Here is a 16,121-nt window from a genome sequence, read left to right as displayed (position 1 = left end):
GAGTGATAGCTTTGGCATTAAGAAATATAAGAACAATAGGCGATGAAATACTAAGAAAAAGATGTAGAGAAGTTGATGTGATAAATGATAGAATTAAAACATTGGCTAATGATATGATAGAAACTATGTATTCAGAAGACGGTGTTGGGCTTGCAGCACCTCAGGTTGGAATATTAAAGAGAATTTTTGTAGTCGATGTATATGATGATTATGGACCAAGAGTTTTTATAAATCCAGAAATAATAGAAACTGAAGGCGAACAAATTGATATGGAAGGATGTCTAAGCATACCAGGAGAGCAGTCAGAGGTTACTAGACCAAATAAAGTAAAGGTAAAAGCCTTAAATTTGGAAGGAAAAGAATTTGTACTAGAAGCAGAAGGTTTGCTTGCAAGGGCAATTTGTCACGAAAATGATCATCTTAATGGAGTGCTTTTTGTAGATTATTCTAAGTAGTAAGGAGAGAATTAAAGTATGAATATAGTTTTTATGGGAACTCCAGAATTTGCAGTTCCATCACTAAAGGCCTTAATATCAGAATTTGGTGTTAAGGCAGTATTTACCCAACCTGATAGACCTAAAGGAAGAGGTAAGAAACTAGCTATGTCTGCAGTGAAAGAGGTAGCGGTAGAAAATAATATACCTGTATATCAGCCAATAAGAATTAAGAATGAACCAGAAACTATAGAGGCATTAAGAGCTATGGAGCCTGATTTCATAGTGGTTGTAGCCTTTGGGCAAATATTACCGAAATCTGTTTTAGATATACCAAAGTATGGGTGTATAAATCTTCACGGTTCTTTACTTCCAAAATACAGAGGTTCTGCACCTATACAATGGTCTGTGATAAATGGAGAAAAAGTAACAGGCAATACTACTATGCTTATGGATGTTGGTGTAGACACTGGTGATATGCTTTTAACAAATAGTGTAGAAATAACTGATGATATGACCTCTGGAGAACTATACGATATACTAATGGAGACTGGTGGAAAGCTTTTAGTTGATACAATAAATGGTTTAGTTAATAACACTATATCACCGGTAAAACAAGATGAAAGTAAATCCTGCCATGCTCCAATGCTAGATAAAAATCTAGCTAATATTGATTGGAGCAAGGGGGCAATAGAAATTCATAATCTAGTAAGGGGGCTTAATCCATGGCCTATAGCTTATACACAATACATGGATAAGCAAATGAAGATTTATGAAACTAAAGTGATAGAAAAAGATAGTGCAAAAACCCCAGGAACCATTCTTTCAGTTAGTAAAGCAGGGGTTGAAGTATCCACAGGAAAAAATGTTTTACTTATAAAGAAAGTTCAATTTCCTAATGGAAAGCCATTGTATATAGAACAGTATATAAATGGTAATTCTTTCGAAATAGGATATATATTTAATAAATAATATATTTGGCTGTTAATAAATTAAAGAGGGTAAAGTGTTTAGCGGTACAATATGATAAAGGGAGTGAATGTTTATGTTTTACTTTGATTCAACTTTTTTATTATTAGTTCCTGCAATGTTAATATCTTTTTATGCTCAGTCTAAAATTTCATCAACTTTTAACAAATACAGCAAAGTTAGAAGTTATAATGGATATACTGGAGCGCAAGTTGCTAGGATGATTTTGGATGATTCTGGACTTCACAATGTACCTATAGAACTAGTTTCTGGTAAGTTATCAGATCACTATGACCCTAAAAGTAAGGTTTTGAGATTATCTCAAGATGTTTATTACAATGATTCCGTTGCATCTATAGGAGTAGCGGCTCATGAAGTTGGGCATGCAATACAACATAAGGATTTGTATTCACCATTAATTATAAGAAATGCCATAGTTCCAGCTGTAAATATAGGATCTAATTTTTCTTGGATACTTTTCTTTGCTGGAATGTTACTGGGCATTAGACCACTTATAACTTTTGGTATAGTATTATTCTCTGCAGTAGTTATATTTCAACTTATAACATTACCAGTTGAGTTTAATGCTTCAAGCAGAGCTTTAAAAATCTTAAGTAGCAGAAATATACTCTATCCTGACGAAGTTAAAGGTGCTAAGAGTGTTCTTAGTGCAGCAGCTATGACTTATGTTGCAGCTACTCTTATGGCTATTTCTCAGCTAATAAGGCTTATAGCTATCAGTAACGATAGAGACAGATAAATTGAGGTAAAAGATGAATAGCAGAAAAATAATAAAAGATATACTTGATAGTATTTTCTATAAGGGAGCTTATTCAAACATAGAATTGAATAAACGCCTTAATGAAAGTGATTTAAATGATAAAGATAAGGGACTTGTCACTGAGGTTGTTTATGGAACAGTAAAGTATAAGAAGACTATTGACTATATAATTACTACTTTAGTGGCTGATTTTAATAAAATAGACAAAAGAATACTAAACATTTTGAGAAGTGCAATATATCAAATAAAATATCTTGATAGAGTACCAGACTTTGCTGTAGTAAATGAGGCAGTTAATCTAGGGAAAAAGATATCTATAAACTCATCAAAATTCATAAATGGAGTGCTTAGAAACTTTATAAGAAATAAAGATGCCGAAATCAAAAGTAATATAAGCGATATAGAGTATCTATCTATTGAATATTCTTTTGAACCTTGGATGGTTAAGTTGTTTTATGAGCAATATGGTAAAGAAAATTGTATAAAGATATTAAATGGACTAAACTCAACTCCAAGTGTTACAGTTAGAGTGAATGCAGTAAAATCAGATTTTGATGAAGTTTTTGATGAGTTAGAAGTACAAGGATATACGGTAGAAGAAGGAAGTATGTGTCCAGAAGCTATTAATATAATTAAGGGAAAAAGTATAGAAAACAACCCTTTATTTTCAGAAGGTAAAATAACTGTTCAGGATGAAAGTGCTATGTTAGTAGCTCCACTGTTAGAACTTGAAGGTGCCCCTAAGGTATTGGACCTATGCAGTGCTCCTGGAGGGAAAACAACACACATAGCAGAAATATTAGAAAATAAAGGCTTGGTAGTTGGTTGTGATATATATGAGCATAAACTTCAGCTCGTTAATGAAAACAAATTAAGATTAGGGATAAATAATATAGAAACGAAGCTTTTAGATGCCGCTAAATACAATAGTGAATATAGAGAGTGGGCAGATAGGATTTTAGTGGATGCTCCATGCTCTGGACTTGGAATAATAAGAAAAAAACCAGAAATTAAATGGACAAAATCTCAAAAGGATCTTAATGACTTAATAAATATTCAAAGGGATATATTAAAAAATGCCTGGCTCTATTTAAAACCAGATGGAATTATGGTATATTCTACGTGTACATTGAATAAAAAGGAAAATGAAGAAAATATTAAATGGCTTAGAGAAAATTTTAAAGATGTTCAACTTGAGAAAATCTATCTAGGCGATAGTGATAATCTGATGTACAACGAAGATGGCTCAGTTACAATATTACCTAATGAGTTTTTAGATGGCTTCTATATTGCTAAGCTTAGAAAATTAAGTAGGTGAAACAATGGATAATATTTTAAACTTAACATTAGATGAATTGAAATTGTGGATGAAGGACAATAATGAGGGTCAATTTAGGGCTAAACAAATCATGGAATGGATATATAAGAAACATACCTTCGAATTTGAAGCTATGACTAATGTATCTAAAAGTCTTATATTTAAGCTAAAAGATAACTTCTATATAGGATTGCCACAAGTAAAAGAGATTTATGTATCAAAAAATGATGATACAAAGAAAATCCTATTAGAGCTTAATGACGGAAATCTAATTGAAGCTGTTCTTATGAAATATAAACACGGGAACTCAATCTGTGTATCTACACAGGTTGGATGTAGGATGGGGTGTAAGTTCTGCGCTTCAACTCTCAATGGTATGGTAAGAAACTTGTCTTCAGGAGAAATTATATCTGAAATATTAATAGGAGAAAAGATTTTAGGTGAAAGAATATCTAATGTAGTTTTGATGGGAAGCGGTGAACCCTTTGATAACTTTGACAATGTAATGAAATTCATAGAAGTTGTTAATGCAGAATATAGTTTAAATATTGGGCAAAGACATATAACAGTTTCTACTTGTGGGTTAGTGCCAAAGATAAAAGAGTTTGCAGATAAAAATACCCAAATTACTCTTGCTATTTCTTTGCATGCCTTCAGTGACGAGAAAAGAAAACAAATAATGCCAATAGCCAACAAGTATTCAATTAAAGAAATTTTAGATTCCTGTGACTATTACATAAATAAAACAAAGAGAAGAGTCACTTTCGAATATTCTTTGGTTAAGGATGTCAATGATTCTAAAGAAGATGCTAAGTCATTAGCTGGGTTATTAAAAAACATGCTTTGTCATGTTAACTTGATTCCAGTAAATGAGGTAGTGGAGAACTCATTTAAAAGATCATCTAAGAAAACAATTGATGAATTTGAGAGCATTTTAAAAAGCTATGGTATTGAGGTAACTGTAAGGAGAGAGATGGGAACGGATATAAATGCCGCATGCGGTCAATTGAGAAGAAGCTATATCGAGTCCCAAGATAAATAGGGGGAAGATTCTATGGTGAGCATTAAAACAGACGTGGGTAACAAAAGAAGTTTAAATGAGGATTTTGCTAGTTATTATGAGGGTGATAGCTATAAGATTTATGTGGTCACAGATGGAATGGGTGGCCACAATGCTGGTGAAGTAGCAAGCAAAATGGCTGCTGAAGGCTTGATTTCCTATTTCACTGAAAACTATGGTACAATAGACGAAGATAAAATTTTAAAGGCTTCTATCGAATACGTAAATAAGAGTTTGTATCAATACTCTTTAAGTGATACCACTTTTAGTGGTATGGGCACTACTTTAACTGCCTGCTTTGCCACTAAAGATTTAATACAGATAGCCAATGTTGGAGATAGCTGCTGCTTAGGGATAGTGGATGACAATATTATTAAAATAACAAGAGATCATTCTTTAGTTCAAGAACTTCTGGATTCAGGGTCTATAAGTGAGGAAGAAGCTAAGCATCATCCTAGAAAAAACGTGATCACTAGAGCTATGGGAACCAGTTTGAGTGTTGAAGTAGATATATTTGATATTACAGCTTCAGGCTTCCATACCTTAATTTTATGTTCTGATGGTCTTACTAATGAAGTTACAAATGAAGAGATAAAAGATTTGATCAAGTCCAGATCTAATTATGATGAAGCTTGCACTGCTCTAGTTGATCTAGCAAAAGATAGAGGGGGAAAAGACAATATAACTGTAATGATTTTTGGAGGAGAGAGATAGCATGGTAGGTAAGGTTTTAGGAGAAAGGTATGAAATCCTTGAAAAGATAGGCGAGGGGGGTATGTCCTACGTCTACAAAGCAAAATGCCATAAATTGAAAAGATATGTAGCAGTAAAAGTTCTAAAAGATTCATTTACAAATAATGAAGAAATAGTAGAAAAGTTTAAAAGAGAAGCTACTGCCATTGCAAATTTGATTAATCCTAATATTGTAAATATCTTAGATGTAGGTACACAAGATAATATACACTATATAGTGATGGAATATGTAAAAGGTAAAAATCTTAAGGAAATAATTAATGAGCATGGAAAATTTGCTTATGAAACTGCTATAAGTATAGCATCTAAGGTTGCAAATGCACTTGATTGTGCTCATAAGAATAATATAATACATAGGGATATAAAACCTCAGAATATATTAGTGACAGAAGAAGGAATTGTTAAAGTCACTGACTTTGGTATTGCTAAGTCAACAGACTCATCAACAATTGCTTATACCAATAGTGTTATGGGATCTGCACATTATTTTTCGCCTGAGCAGGCAAAAGGTAGCTATGTAGATTGCCGAACAGATTTATATTCTTTAGGTGTTGTTCTATATGAAATGGTAACTGGAAGAGTTCCTTTTGACGGTGATTCACCAGTAACAGTTGCTTTGAAGCATATACAAGAACCGGTGATTCCACCTAAAAATATGAATAGTAAGATACCAGATAGTTTAAATGCCCTTATTTTAAAGGCTGTTGAAAAAGAGCCTATAAAAAGATATCAAAGTGCTAAGGAAATTATTGCTGATCTAGAAAAGGTAAAAGAAAATCCTAACGCAGTTATAAATGCTCCTGTTGATTCTTTAGACGATGATCATACTAGAATAATGGAGCCAGTAACAGCAGAAGTTATAAAGCAGGCGGCACTTAAGAATAAAGCCAAAGCTCAAAGCAAAGTTTATGATGAAGATGAAGAAAATGAAGACGATGATGATTATTATGATGATGACGAAGACGATGATGAGAAGCTAACACCTAAGCAGAAAAAGCAAAGAGTGATAAATAGAGTCTTATTAGGTCTTGCTTTTGTTTTAATAGTTGTTGTGGCAATTGCTTCTGCTTCAATGTTCTTCGGAAATAAGATTGGTGCCAAGGAACCTGCTAAACCTGCAGTTACTCAGGTTGATGTACCACAAGTTGTTGGAATGACAAAAGATGATGCTAAAAAAGCTATAGAAAATAGTGGATTAGTATATGTTGAAGATGGTCAGCAAAATAGTGATAAGCCTGAAGGAACTGTAATACAAACAACTCCTGCTTTTGGAGAAAAGGCAAATAAAGATGATAAGGTTAAAGTTGTATTAAGTGCTGGTCCAGCGACAATAAAAGTACCTGATTTAACTTCGAAGCCAATGTCATTAGATGAGGCGAAGAAAGCTATAGTAGGAGCTGGTTTTTCTGTAGGAAATATAAGCCAAGATAATAGTAATACTATAGAGAAGGGGAAAGTTATAAGTCAAACACCATCGGCTAATTCTGACGCCAAAAAAGATTCTTCTATAGATATAGTGGTAAGTATAGGTGTTAAACTTACAAAGGTTCCAGATTTAGTCTCAACTGGAAGTATGAAGGTTGACGATGCTAAAGTTTTGATAGAAGCTAAGAATTTGAAAATGGAAGCTGTGGAACAGTCTACAGATAATTATGATTTGAAAAATAAAGATGGTTTTATCGTTGCTCAGAGCATAGCTAAAGATAGCGATGTACCTGAAGGTACAACTATAAAAGTTTATTATTCTAAATATAATCCAAAACCTATAGATGTTCAAAAGGAAATATCAGGAAGGACAAGAGATTTTGTAGAAAATCAGTGGCCTAATAGAACAAAAGTTTCTTATACTTTTGATGATAAAACACAACCAAAGGACTCTGTAGTAGTTGGTGTAAGTCCAGCTCAAGTAAATCCTGGTGATAGTGTAACAATTACTCTAAAGCCAGCAAATAATCCAGCTCAATAACAATTTTGGTGCCAGTATATTCTGGCACCATTGCATTTTTATCAAAAAAATGCTTATTATATATATAGAATATATTTTATTTGGAGGTTCTATGACTGGTACAATAATTAAAGGTATAGGTGGTTTCTATTACATAAAAACAGAAGATGATATAGTTGAATGTAAAGCAAGAGGCAAGTTCAGACATAATGATCTTAAACCGATGGTTGGAGACAAGGTTGAAATTGAGGTTACTAATGGAAAAGGTGTTATAAACTCAATATATGAAAGAACTTCGGAGCTTATAAGACCTACTGTGTCAAATGTAACTCAAGCATATGTGGTTTTTGCTATTAAAAATCCAGATATTAATTTTGATCTGCTTAATAGATTTTTAGTATTGTGTGAACATAACAACATAAAAGCTATAGTTTGCTTAAATAAAGTGGATTTATGTAGTGAAGAGGAAAAAAGTGAGATAAAGAACAATATAAACAATTTAGGTTATGAGGTTTTATTTATCAATGCTAAAGGACAGATGGGACTTGATGTTTTAAGGGATAGACTTTCTGATAATGTCACAGTTTTATGTGGCCCTTCTGGTGCTGGAAAATCAACTTTGATAAATGCTTTTCTTGAAAGAGTGCATATGGAAACTGGTGAAATAAGTGAAAAGCTTAAAAGAGGAAAGCATACTACAAGACATAGTGAACTAATACCTTTACAGCATGGCTTTTTAGTAGATACTCCAGGTTTTTCTAGCTTGGATCTAGATTTTATAGAAAAGGATGATTTAAAATATTGTTTTCCTGAATTTATGGATTATAATGATAAGTGTAAGTTTACAGGATGCAACCATTATAAGGAGCCTAGCTGCGCTGTAAAAGATGCAGTTGCTGAGGGAATTATTAGTAAACTTAGATATGATTTTTATGTAAGATCATTAGAAGACATAATGAGGAGGAAAGTTAAATGGTAGTATTATCGCCATCAATCTTAGCGGCAGACTTTACAAAACTTGGAGAGCAAGTGAGAAGAGTAGATGAAGCAGGAGCTGAGTTTATTCATATAGATGTCATGGACGGGGTTTTTGTACCTAATATATCCTTTGGATTTCCAATAATAAAAGCAATAAGACCTATAACTAAAAAGGTTTTTGATGTTCATCTTATGATACATGAAGCAGGAAGATATATTGATGAATTTGTATCATCTGGCGCTGACATAATAACAATTCACTATGAGACAGATAGACATCTAGATAGAACTATTTCTTATATAAAAAGCAAAGGTGTAAAGGCTGGTATCTCATTAAATCCAGCAACACCAGTAGAGTTAATCAAGCATCTAATACCTATGCTGGATATGGTACTTATAATGTCCGTTAATCCAGGCTTTGGAGGGCAGAAGTTTATAGATTATAGCATAGATAAGATAAAGGAAGTTAAGGAATTATCTGAAAGATATAATAAAGACCTTCTTATAGAAGTGGATGGTGGCATAGATAAGTATAATATAAAGAGTGTTGTAGAAGCTGGTGCAAATGTTATAGTGGCTGGATCTTCTGTGTTCAGTGGTGGTAATATAGAGAGTAACTTAGCTGAACTAAAGAAGGAGCTGTAGGGATGAAAGCTGTTATAGTTGCAGGAGGAAATGCGCCAAGTAAGGATTTGTTTTTTAAAGAGATTAAGGATGCAAATATATTAATCGCTGCCGATAGTGGCATTAATACCTTTTATAATTATGATATTACTCCTAATATAATCTTAGGTGATTTTGATTCTGCTGACTCTGAGGCTCTAAATTACTATGGTCAGATAAAAAGGATTACCTTTAAACCAGAAAAAGATTTTACTGATAGTGAGCTAGCTTTTAATAATGTATTAGAGCTTGGTGCCACTGAAGTTGTCCTATTAGGATGTACTGGTACTAGGTTAGATCATACCATTGCTAATTTAGGATTACTAAAAAGGGGTTTAGAGAGAAATATAACTACATCCATTAAAGATGAAAATAATTATATTTTTCTAGTTTCACAAAATACTACTCTTTACGGAGTGCCGGGACAAACTATATCTTTCCAGGCCTTTGGAGGAAGTGTAAATGATTTTAATATATACAATGCCAAGTATCCTCTATATGATTATAATCTGACTTTGGGAGATGGCAGAACTGTTTCAAATGAGTTTCAGAAAGATCCTATAGAAATTTCATTTACCTCTGGTATAGTTATGGTTATGTATAGTAATGATTAGTGTAAGCTTTTGCAAAGTGAAATGAAGAACGTATAAGATTTCTACTTTAACTATTAACTTACCCATGTTTTTTCAATTTTAATTTAAATATGGTAATTTAATGGTTCCTAAATTTAAATAAAAATATAGTAAATTAGTAGTCACCAATAAATTGCCTTTTGCATACTATATATTAAAGCAGTTTATTGGTGGCTTTTTATATTTATTTAGGGGGGATTTTAAATGAGGATAGTAGCAATAAAACTACCTAAGTTCTTATCTATATTCTTTAGAATATTTATAAGGAAAGACAGAAAACATACATAAGAAAAGAGATGGCTCATGCAAGTTGTGCATGTTGATGTAAAAAAAAGCTGAAGTAATTTACTTCAGCTTTTTCTTTTATACATTTACCTTAAAATAAAAAGCGTGCATTAAGCACGCTTTTTAGGTAAAAAAAATGCAATTGCTAATACAACTGCATTTCACAAGATTCTTAAACTGCTCTTTGAACCTTACCTGAACGTAAGCATCTAGTACAAACGTGAACAGTTTTTGGTGTTCCGTTAACTACAGCTTTAACTTTTTTTATGTTAGGAGCCCATTTTCTCTTGCTTTGTCTGTGTGAGTGGCTGTATTGTACTCCTGATATTACACCCTTGTTGCAGATTTCGCATTTTCTTGACATTTACAACACCTCCTTAACTCTGAAGATTGTGATCTTCAATAGGACATATAATATATTATCACAAGATGTATAATTTATGCAAGATAAAAATGATATTTATGAGTAAAATATTATTGAGTATTTTTTACTCTATAGAAAGTATAAAATTCTATGAAAGGCAGATGCGCAAAAAAGTGGCTGAAGAAAGTCGCTTCAGCCACTTTTTTATCTCAAGAAGGTTATATATAAGAAAAAAATTGTAGGAATTACTGAAGTTTTATTTAAGCTTGTAAATTAATTTTATTATCTATTCTGAACAATTGTAACCGGTAGTACAAATAAATATGGCGGTTTCACTAAACTATAGTATGTTAATTTTATCAAAATAAATATACTATAGCTAAAAATAGCATATCAGCCTAGAAAATTATGAGTATTGAATAATCTTCCTATTTAATATAGAATATACTTAACGGAAATTAGCAAGGAGGAATTTAATTATGTTAGGAATATCAAATGAGCTTGGAAATATATCATATTCTGATGAAGTTATTGCAAAAGTAGTTGGACTTTCAACTATGGAATGTTACGGCGTAGTTGGGATGGTTTCTAAGAACGCTACTGATGGATTTTGGGAATTGATAAGAGTTGAAAATCTAAGCAAGGGTGTTAAGATAAATTTAAAAGAAGATAAATTAAATATAGAGTTATTCGTTATGGTTGAGTACGGTACAAAGATATCTGTTATTGCAAATAATATAATTCAAAAAGTTAGATATAATGTTGAAAATTATACTGGAATTAAGGTATCATCAATTACTGTTAACGTGCAAGCTGTGAGAGTCTAGGAGGGCAAACTAATGAATTATATTAGAATCAATGGTGAGAATTTTTACAACATGGTTATTAACGCCAGCAATAAGTTGGAAGAACAAAGTGAATATGTAAATTCATTAAATGTTTTTCCTGTTCCAGATGGAGATACTGGAACTAATATGTCAATGACTTTTAAAGCTGCTGTTAAGGAGATAGAAACTTTAAAGGGAGCTTCTTTAGGCGAGATTTCAAAAAAGTTAGCAAAAGGGGCTTTGATGGGTGCTAGAGGAAACTCTGGTGTTATTTTATCTCAAATACTTAGAGGTATATCAAAAGGACTAGACAATAAGGTTGAAGCAGATGCAAAAGAATTTGCTAATGCTTTAGCAGAAGGCGCTAAGTCAGCTTATAAAGCGGTTATGAGACCAACAGAAGGTACTATACTTACTATAATAAGAGCAGCTTCAGAGGCAGCAGCAGAGTCTAATGCCAAAGATATAACTGGATTAATGGATCAGGTTTGTAAGCATAGTAAAGTAATGTTAGACAAAACTCCTGAAATGCTTCCTGCTCTTAAGAAAGCTAAAGTGGTAGATTCAGGTGGAATGGGACTTCTTATAATACTACAAGGTATGTATGAAGCCTTAGACAAGAATTTAGAAGTTACGATAAAAGATTTCAAGCCTGCTTCAACAGGAGTGTCAGCAGCTAATAATTTGGAAGAGCATGATATCAAATTTGGTTATTGTACAGAGTTTATAATTGTAGGAGATAGTTCAAAAGCTAATCAGTTTAAAGCTGATATAGAGCATTTTGGAGATTCAATGATAGTTGTTGGTTATGAAGATGTAATAAAAGTTCATATCCATACTAATGATCCTGGTGCAGTACTTTCTAAAGCAGTTAAGTTAGGTGAATTGTCGAAAATAAAAATCGATAATATGAGAGAAGAGCATAAACATCTTCTTGTAGAGAAAGAATATGAAGCTTCAAATGAAGATTCTGTAGCTGTTGAAGAAGAAGTAGAAGAAAAGAAAAAGTATGCATTTATATCTGTTGCTATGGGTGAAGGTATAAAGAATATATTTAAGGATTTAGGAGTTGACCATGTAATTGAAGGTGGTCAAACTATGAATCCTAGCACGCAAGACATACTAGAGTGTATAGAAAAACTTAATGCAGAACATATTTTTGTATTCCCAAATAATAAAAATATAATAATGGCTGCTAATCAAGCGGCAGAGATTTCTGAAAAGCATATAGTAGTTATTCCAACAAAAACTATACCTCAAGGTATAACAGCTATAACTATGTTCAATCCAGAAGCAGAGGTAGAAGAAAATATCGAAGAGCTAACAAGCTCTGTAGATTTTGTTAAATCAGCTTCTGTAACCTATGCTGTTAGAGATACAGAGATGGATGGAATTGAAATAAAAGAAGGAAATATACTAGGCTTAATTGAAAGCAAGATTAAAAATGTGGGCAGTGATGTATATGAAGTAACTGCGGAACTTCTAAATCAAATGGTTGATAAGGATAGCGAGCTTATAACTCTATTCTACGGCAAAGAATGTGATGAAAAGCAAGTTGAAGCTTTTGTTTCAGAGGTAGAGAAAAAGTACAGTGATTTAGATGTTCAATGTTATGCTGGAGAACAGCCATTATATTACTTCTTAATATCTGTAGAATAAAATATAAGAAAGCCGTACATATACTATTTAGTCATAGAACATTATTTTCTATAGTTGCAGCATATATATTTCAATTAAAGAAATAGTATATGTGGTTACAGTGTTATTTTAAGAAAGAGTACTTTCTATTAGAAAAGCGACATAGTCGCTTTTCTTTTTAACTTTTGTTTTGGGTGATAAATATGGATATATATAGTGAAATTAAAAACTTAAAAGGTGTTGGACCAAAGTTAGAAGAAAAACTTAATAAATGCGGTGTTTTTACTTTGCTTGATCTACTTCTTTATTTTCCTAGAGATTATGAGTTCGTAGACGGTAACCCTGAAATTAGCGATATCTCTGAAGAATTAAAACAGATAATAAGTTGCAAAGTAGTTTCTTTTGATAGAGATATAAGAACGAAAAATGGAAAAAAACTTACCTCTATAAATTTAAAATACTCTGATACAAAGGTTATGGCAAAGTGGTTTAATCAGCCTTATATAAAAAATAATTTTAAAATAGGTGAAAGTTATAATTTAATGGGTAAATACAAAAAGGTTGCTAGTCACCTTGAGGTAATAAATCCTACAATAGTGTTTAGAGATGCAAGTGATAACGAAATTCTTCCGGTATACCCACTTAAGGGAGATATTACTAGTAGCGTGATTTCTAAGCTAGTTAACAGTATACTTTGCTCAATAGTTGTAAGTGAGAATCTGCCACAATATCTGTTAGAAAAATATAATTTGATTTCTTTAGATGAAGCTATAAGGAATATACATTTCCCTTCAACAAAGGAAAAGCTAAAAGACGCTATAACTAGACTGAAGTTTCAGGAGCTATTTACTTATTCAGTAAAGTTAATGATGCTTAAAAATCATTTAAAGAAAGGCAATTGCGGAATTAAATTTACAATGAGCCCAGAATTAGGCGATTTAAAGAAAGCTTTACCCTATGAACTTACTTCTGCACAAAGTAGAGTGGTTAGGGAAATACTGCTAGATCAAAAGTCTAGTATCCCTATGAATAGATTGGTTCAAGGTGATGTTGGAAGTGGAAAGACTGTTGTTGCATTCATATCTATTTTTAATGTATATAAAAATGGTTATCAAGCTGCAATGATGGCACCTACAGAAATTTTGGCTTCTCAGCATTATGCGGAAGCAAAAAAGTTACTGGAAGGCTTTGATATTGATATTGAGCTTCTTACTGGAAGTACACCAAATAAGGAGAAGATAAGGATTAAAGAAAAAATTTCTTCAGGATTGCCTATTGTAGTTATAGGAACTCATGCTATAATACAGGAGGATGTAAATTTTACAAATTTAGGCTTAGTTGTTACTGATGAACAACACAGGTTTGGTGTGGAACAAAGAAGCAAACTTATTAACAAAGGAAAAGAGCCAGATGTACTTGTTATGACTGCAACGCCTATTCCAAGAACTTTAGCTCTTTACCTATATAGTGATTTAGATGTTTCTATTATAGATGAACTTCCACCTGGAAGAAAAAAGATTGAGACTTTATTCTTTCAGGAAAACTCAAGGCAACAGGTATACAATCTTGCATTAGGTGAAATAGAAAAGGGAAGACAAGTTTATATAGTTTGTCCTCTAATAGAAGAAGATGAAGATGGAAAACTGAATTCTGTAGATAAAATTTATAATGAATTGGCAGAAGGTGCTTTTAAAAATTATAATATTGAAAAGCTTCATGGTAAGATGGCGCCTAAGGATAAGGAGTATATAATCAATAGGTTTAAGGAAGGTCATCTGGAGGCTATAATTTCAACTACTGTAATTGAAGTAGGAGTGAATGTGCCTAATGCAAGCGTTATGATTATTGAAAACTGCGAGAGATTTGGATTAAGTCAATTGCATCAACTTAGAGGGAGAGTTGGAAGAGGACAATATCAATCCTACTGTCTGCTTGTTGGAAATGCAAAAAATAATGTGACTAAAAAAAGAATGATGATTATGACTGAAAGTAACGATGGATTTTATATAGCTGAGCAGGATCTTAAGTTAAGAGGATCTGGTGAAATGTTTGGATTAAGACAAAGCGGTGATTCTGGACTTATATTATCAGATATAATAGAAGATATTAATATTTTAAAATGTGCTAGTGAAGAAGCTAAGAGGATATTAAATAGCTCTGATACAAAAAATATAAAATTGATTTCGGAGATAAGCAAAAATCTATCTAGAAGCTCTAAGTATATCTGTTTTAACTAGGGTTCATTGTTATGAGTCAGTGTTTTAAATTATAAATCCAAGTAATTGTTCATTTATTATAGATATTCAAGTTATTATTAGTAAATCAACTATTAACTTATTTAGTTAGGGTGAAACTCAAATATCTATATTAAAAAACTTTGAAAATAATGAGCTATATGATAAAATTTACTTAATTTAGGGAGGACATACAAATGAGAATTATATCAGGAAAAGCAAAGGGACGAAAATTATTATCACCACCTACATATGAAACAAGACCTACTCTAGACAGAGTTAAGGAGGCTATGTTTAGTAGTATTCAATTTTATATACCTGACGCGGTTGTAATAGATGTATTTGCCGGAACAGGAAGTTTGGGGTTAGAGGCTGCTAGTAGAGGGGCTAAAGAATGTTATCTAGTAGATAAGAGTCCTGTAACGTATCCAGTTTTAAGAGAGAATATTCAGAACTTAAAATTTGAAGATTTTTGTTTTTCTTTAAACATGGATGCTTATAGTGCCTTAAACTCAATGGCTGATAAAGGAAAAGTGTTTAATCTCATATTTATAGATCCACCTTACCTAAAGAATATGATTCCAGGTGCGATAAAGATAATAGAGGAAAGAAATTTATTGGATCCAGAAGGAATTATTGTTACTAAGATTGATACTAGTGAAGAGATATATCAAGGAAGTACAAAAATCAAGCTAACTAATGAAAGAAAATATGGAAATACAACAGTATGCTTCTATAAATATAAGGAGGACTAAAATGAAAATTGCCGTATACCCTGGAAGCTTCGACCCAGTAACCAATGGACATCTTGATATCATTGCTAGAGGGGCTAAGGTTTTTGATGAAGTAATTGTAGTGGTTTTGGTTAATGTTGATAAAAAAGGGTTATTCAAAATCGACGAGAGAGTAGAACTGATTAAAAGAGTTACTAAGGATTATCCTAATGTAAAAGTTCAATCTTTTAATGGCTTGCTAGTTGACTTTATGAGACAAAAGAAGGCTACAGTAATATTAAAGGGACTAAGAGCTGTATCTGATTTTGAATATGAATTCCAAATGGCACTTATGAATAATAAACTTGACCCAGAAGTAGAAACTTTATTTATGATGACAAATGCAGAATACTCATACCTAAGCAGTTCTGCTGTAAAGCAAGTTGCTAAGTTTGGAGGCTGTATACGTGGTTTAGTTCCAGATGAAATTATTGTTGATATTATTAGTAGAATAAAGGGGGAATAAG

General features: G+C 32.3%; 17 protein-coding genes. 16 read left to right on the top strand and 1 reads right to left on the bottom strand.

The features are described 5' to 3' along the window. Positions 1-11: 11 nt before the first annotated feature. The 11 genes from def (at position 12) to spoVM (ending at position 9,821) form a co-directional block, all read left to right on the top strand. A complete protein-coding gene (gene def, locus C1I91_RS17300) occupies positions 12-455 on the top strand; it encodes a peptide deformylase (RefSeq protein WP_128213989.1) in 444 nt (147 codons plus the stop codon). An 18-nt stretch (positions 456-473) separates the two neighbouring features. After that, positions 474-1,406: a methionyl-tRNA formyltransferase gene (gene fmt / locus C1I91_RS17295; RefSeq protein ID WP_128213988.1), complete on the top strand. Its 933-nt coding sequence runs from the start codon at positions 474-476 to the stop codon at positions 1,404-1,406. A 73-nt stretch (positions 1,407-1,479) separates the two neighbouring features. Next, entirely contained in the window at positions 1,480-2,163 is a 684-nt protein-coding gene (locus C1I91_RS17290) for a zinc metallopeptidase (protein ID WP_128213987.1), read from the top strand. Positions 2,164-2,176: 13 nt separating this feature from the next. Beyond that, positions 2,177-3,502 (top strand): 16S rRNA (cytosine(967)-C(5))-methyltransferase RsmB, encoded by a 1,326-nt coding sequence (gene rsmB, locus C1I91_RS17285; protein WP_128213986.1) that lies wholly within the window; start codon positions 2,177-2,179, stop codon positions 3,500-3,502. Between the two features lie 4 nt (positions 3,503-3,506). Next, on the top strand, positions 3,507-4,544 hold the full coding sequence (gene rlmN / locus C1I91_RS17280; RefSeq protein WP_128213985.1) for a dual-specificity RNA methyltransferase RlmN: 1,038 nt from the start codon (positions 3,507-3,509) through the stop codon (positions 4,542-4,544). 12 nt (positions 4,545-4,556) lie between these two features. Then, positions 4,557-5,276, top strand: coding sequence for a Stp1/IreP family PP2C-type Ser/Thr phosphatase (locus C1I91_RS17275; protein ID WP_128213984.1), 720 nt, complete (start codon positions 4,557-4,559; stop codon positions 5,274-5,276). Position 5,277: 1 nt separating this feature from the next. Beyond that, positions 5,278-7,281 carry a Stk1 family PASTA domain-containing Ser/Thr kinase gene (gene pknB, locus C1I91_RS17270; RefSeq protein WP_128213983.1) on the top strand — a complete coding sequence of 668 codons (2,004 nt, stop codon included), beginning with the start codon at positions 5,278-5,280 and terminating at the stop codon, positions 7,279-7,281. 91 nt (positions 7,282-7,372) lie between these two features. Beyond that, the gene (gene rsgA, locus C1I91_RS17265) at positions 7,373-8,239 is read left to right on the top strand and encodes a ribosome small subunit-dependent GTPase A (protein ID WP_128213982.1); all 867 of its coding nucleotides are present in this window, start codon (positions 7,373-7,375) and stop codon (positions 8,237-8,239) included. Next, the gene (gene rpe, locus C1I91_RS17260) at positions 8,233-8,883 is read left to right on the top strand and encodes a ribulose-phosphate 3-epimerase (protein WP_128213981.1); all 651 of its coding nucleotides are present in this window, start codon (positions 8,233-8,235) and stop codon (positions 8,881-8,883) included. Before rsgA ends, rpe begins: the two co-directional genes overlap by 7 nt. Positions 8,884-8,885: 2 nt before the next feature. Beyond that, entirely contained in the window at positions 8,886-9,515 is a 630-nt protein-coding gene (locus tag C1I91_RS17255; RefSeq protein ID WP_128213980.1) for a thiamine diphosphokinase, read from the top strand. Between the two features lie 222 nt (positions 9,516-9,737). After that, positions 9,738-9,821: a stage V sporulation protein SpoVM gene (spoVM, locus tag C1I91_RS29810; RefSeq protein ID WP_128216028.1), complete on the top strand. Its 84-nt coding sequence runs from the start codon at positions 9,738-9,740 to the stop codon at positions 9,819-9,821. A gap of 169 nt (positions 9,822-9,990) precedes the next feature. Here spoVM and rpmB read toward each other — a convergent pair whose 3' ends face one another. Further along, positions 9,991-10,182 carry a 50S ribosomal protein L28 gene (rpmB, locus tag C1I91_RS17245; RefSeq protein ID WP_128213979.1) on the bottom strand — a complete coding sequence of 64 codons (192 nt, stop codon included), beginning with the start codon at positions 10,180-10,182 and terminating at the stop codon, positions 9,991-9,993. A gap of 479 nt (positions 10,183-10,661) precedes the next feature. Here rpmB and C1I91_RS17240 point away from each other — a divergent pair, with 479 nt between their 5' ends. The 5 genes from C1I91_RS17240 to coaD all read left to right on the top strand — a co-directional run bounded on the left by C1I91_RS17240 (position 10,662) and on the right by coaD (position 16,120). Continuing rightward, positions 10,662-11,009: an Asp23/Gls24 family envelope stress response protein gene (locus C1I91_RS17240; RefSeq protein WP_128213978.1), complete on the top strand. Its 348-nt coding sequence runs from the start codon at positions 10,662-10,664 to the stop codon at positions 11,007-11,009. Positions 11,010-11,021: 12 nt separating this feature from the next. Continuing rightward, positions 11,022-12,668 carry a DAK2 domain-containing protein gene (locus tag C1I91_RS17235; protein WP_128213977.1) on the top strand — a complete coding sequence of 549 codons (1,647 nt, stop codon included), beginning with the start codon at positions 11,022-11,024 and terminating at the stop codon, positions 12,666-12,668. A 182-nt stretch (positions 12,669-12,850) separates the two neighbouring features. Then, positions 12,851-14,884 (top strand): ATP-dependent DNA helicase RecG, encoded by a 2,034-nt coding sequence (gene recG, locus C1I91_RS17230; RefSeq protein ID WP_128213976.1) that lies wholly within the window; start codon positions 12,851-12,853, stop codon positions 14,882-14,884. A 194-nt stretch (positions 14,885-15,078) separates the two neighbouring features. After that, positions 15,079-15,636, top strand: coding sequence for a 16S rRNA (guanine(966)-N(2))-methyltransferase RsmD (gene rsmD, locus C1I91_RS17225; protein WP_128213975.1), 558 nt, complete (start codon positions 15,079-15,081; stop codon positions 15,634-15,636). A gap of 1 nt (position 15,637) precedes the next feature. Next, positions 15,638-16,120 (top strand): pantetheine-phosphate adenylyltransferase, encoded by a 483-nt coding sequence (gene coaD, locus C1I91_RS17220; RefSeq protein ID WP_128213974.1) that lies wholly within the window; start codon positions 15,638-15,640, stop codon positions 16,118-16,120. Position 16,121: the final 1 nt, after the last annotated feature.

The sequence above is a fragment of the Clostridium manihotivorum genome, assembly GCF_004015185.1.
GTDB classification, from domain to species: Bacteria; Bacillota; Clostridia; order Clostridiales; family Clostridiaceae; genus Clostridium_AR; species Clostridium_AR manihotivorum.
This window is presented reverse-complemented; position numbering and strand designations above follow the sequence as displayed.

What these genes read in the sequence shown, in the direction of transcription:
- fmt (WP_128213988.1), top strand. Translation starts at nt 474, where the DNA reads ATGAATATAGTTTTTATGGGAACTCCAGAATTTGCAGTTCCATCACTA.
- recG (WP_128213976.1), top strand. Translation starts at nt 12,851, where the DNA reads ATGGATATATATAGTGAAATTAAAAACTTAAAAGGTGTTGGACCAAAG.
- rsmD (WP_128213975.1), top strand. Translation starts at nt 15,079, where the DNA reads ATGAGAATTATATCAGGAAAAGCAAAGGGACGAAAATTATTATCACCA.
- spoVM (WP_128216028.1), top strand. Translation starts at nt 9,738, where the DNA reads ATGAGGATAGTAGCAATAAAACTACCTAAGTTCTTATCTATATTCTTT.
- rsmB (WP_128213986.1), top strand. Translation starts at nt 2,177, where the DNA reads ATGAATAGCAGAAAAATAATAAAAGATATACTTGATAGTATTTTCTAT.
- rpmB (WP_128213979.1), bottom strand. Translation starts at nt 10,182, where the DNA reads ATGTCAAGAAAATGCGAAATCTGCAACAAGGGTGTAATATCAGGAGTA.
- C1I91_RS17255 (WP_128213980.1), top strand. Translation starts at nt 8,886, where the DNA reads ATGAAAGCTGTTATAGTTGCAGGAGGAAATGCGCCAAGTAAGGATTTG.
- rlmN (WP_128213985.1), top strand. Translation starts at nt 3,507, where the DNA reads ATGGATAATATTTTAAACTTAACATTAGATGAATTGAAATTGTGGATG.
- C1I91_RS17235 (WP_128213977.1), top strand. Translation starts at nt 11,022, where the DNA reads ATGAATTATATTAGAATCAATGGTGAGAATTTTTACAACATGGTTATT.
- rpe (WP_128213981.1), top strand. Translation starts at nt 8,233, where the DNA reads ATGGTAGTATTATCGCCATCAATCTTAGCGGCAGACTTTACAAAACTT.
- rsgA (WP_128213982.1), top strand. Translation starts at nt 7,373, where the DNA reads ATGACTGGTACAATAATTAAAGGTATAGGTGGTTTCTATTACATAAAA.
- coaD (WP_128213974.1), top strand. Translation starts at nt 15,638, where the DNA reads ATGAAAATTGCCGTATACCCTGGAAGCTTCGACCCAGTAACCAATGGA.
- pknB (WP_128213983.1), top strand. Translation starts at nt 5,278, where the DNA reads ATGGTAGGTAAGGTTTTAGGAGAAAGGTATGAAATCCTTGAAAAGATA.
- C1I91_RS17240 (WP_128213978.1), top strand. Translation starts at nt 10,662, where the DNA reads ATGTTAGGAATATCAAATGAGCTTGGAAATATATCATATTCTGATGAA.
- C1I91_RS17275 (WP_128213984.1), top strand. Translation starts at nt 4,557, where the DNA reads ATGGTGAGCATTAAAACAGACGTGGGTAACAAAAGAAGTTTAAATGAG.
- C1I91_RS17290 (WP_128213987.1), top strand. Translation starts at nt 1,480, where the DNA reads ATGTTTTACTTTGATTCAACTTTTTTATTATTAGTTCCTGCAATGTTA.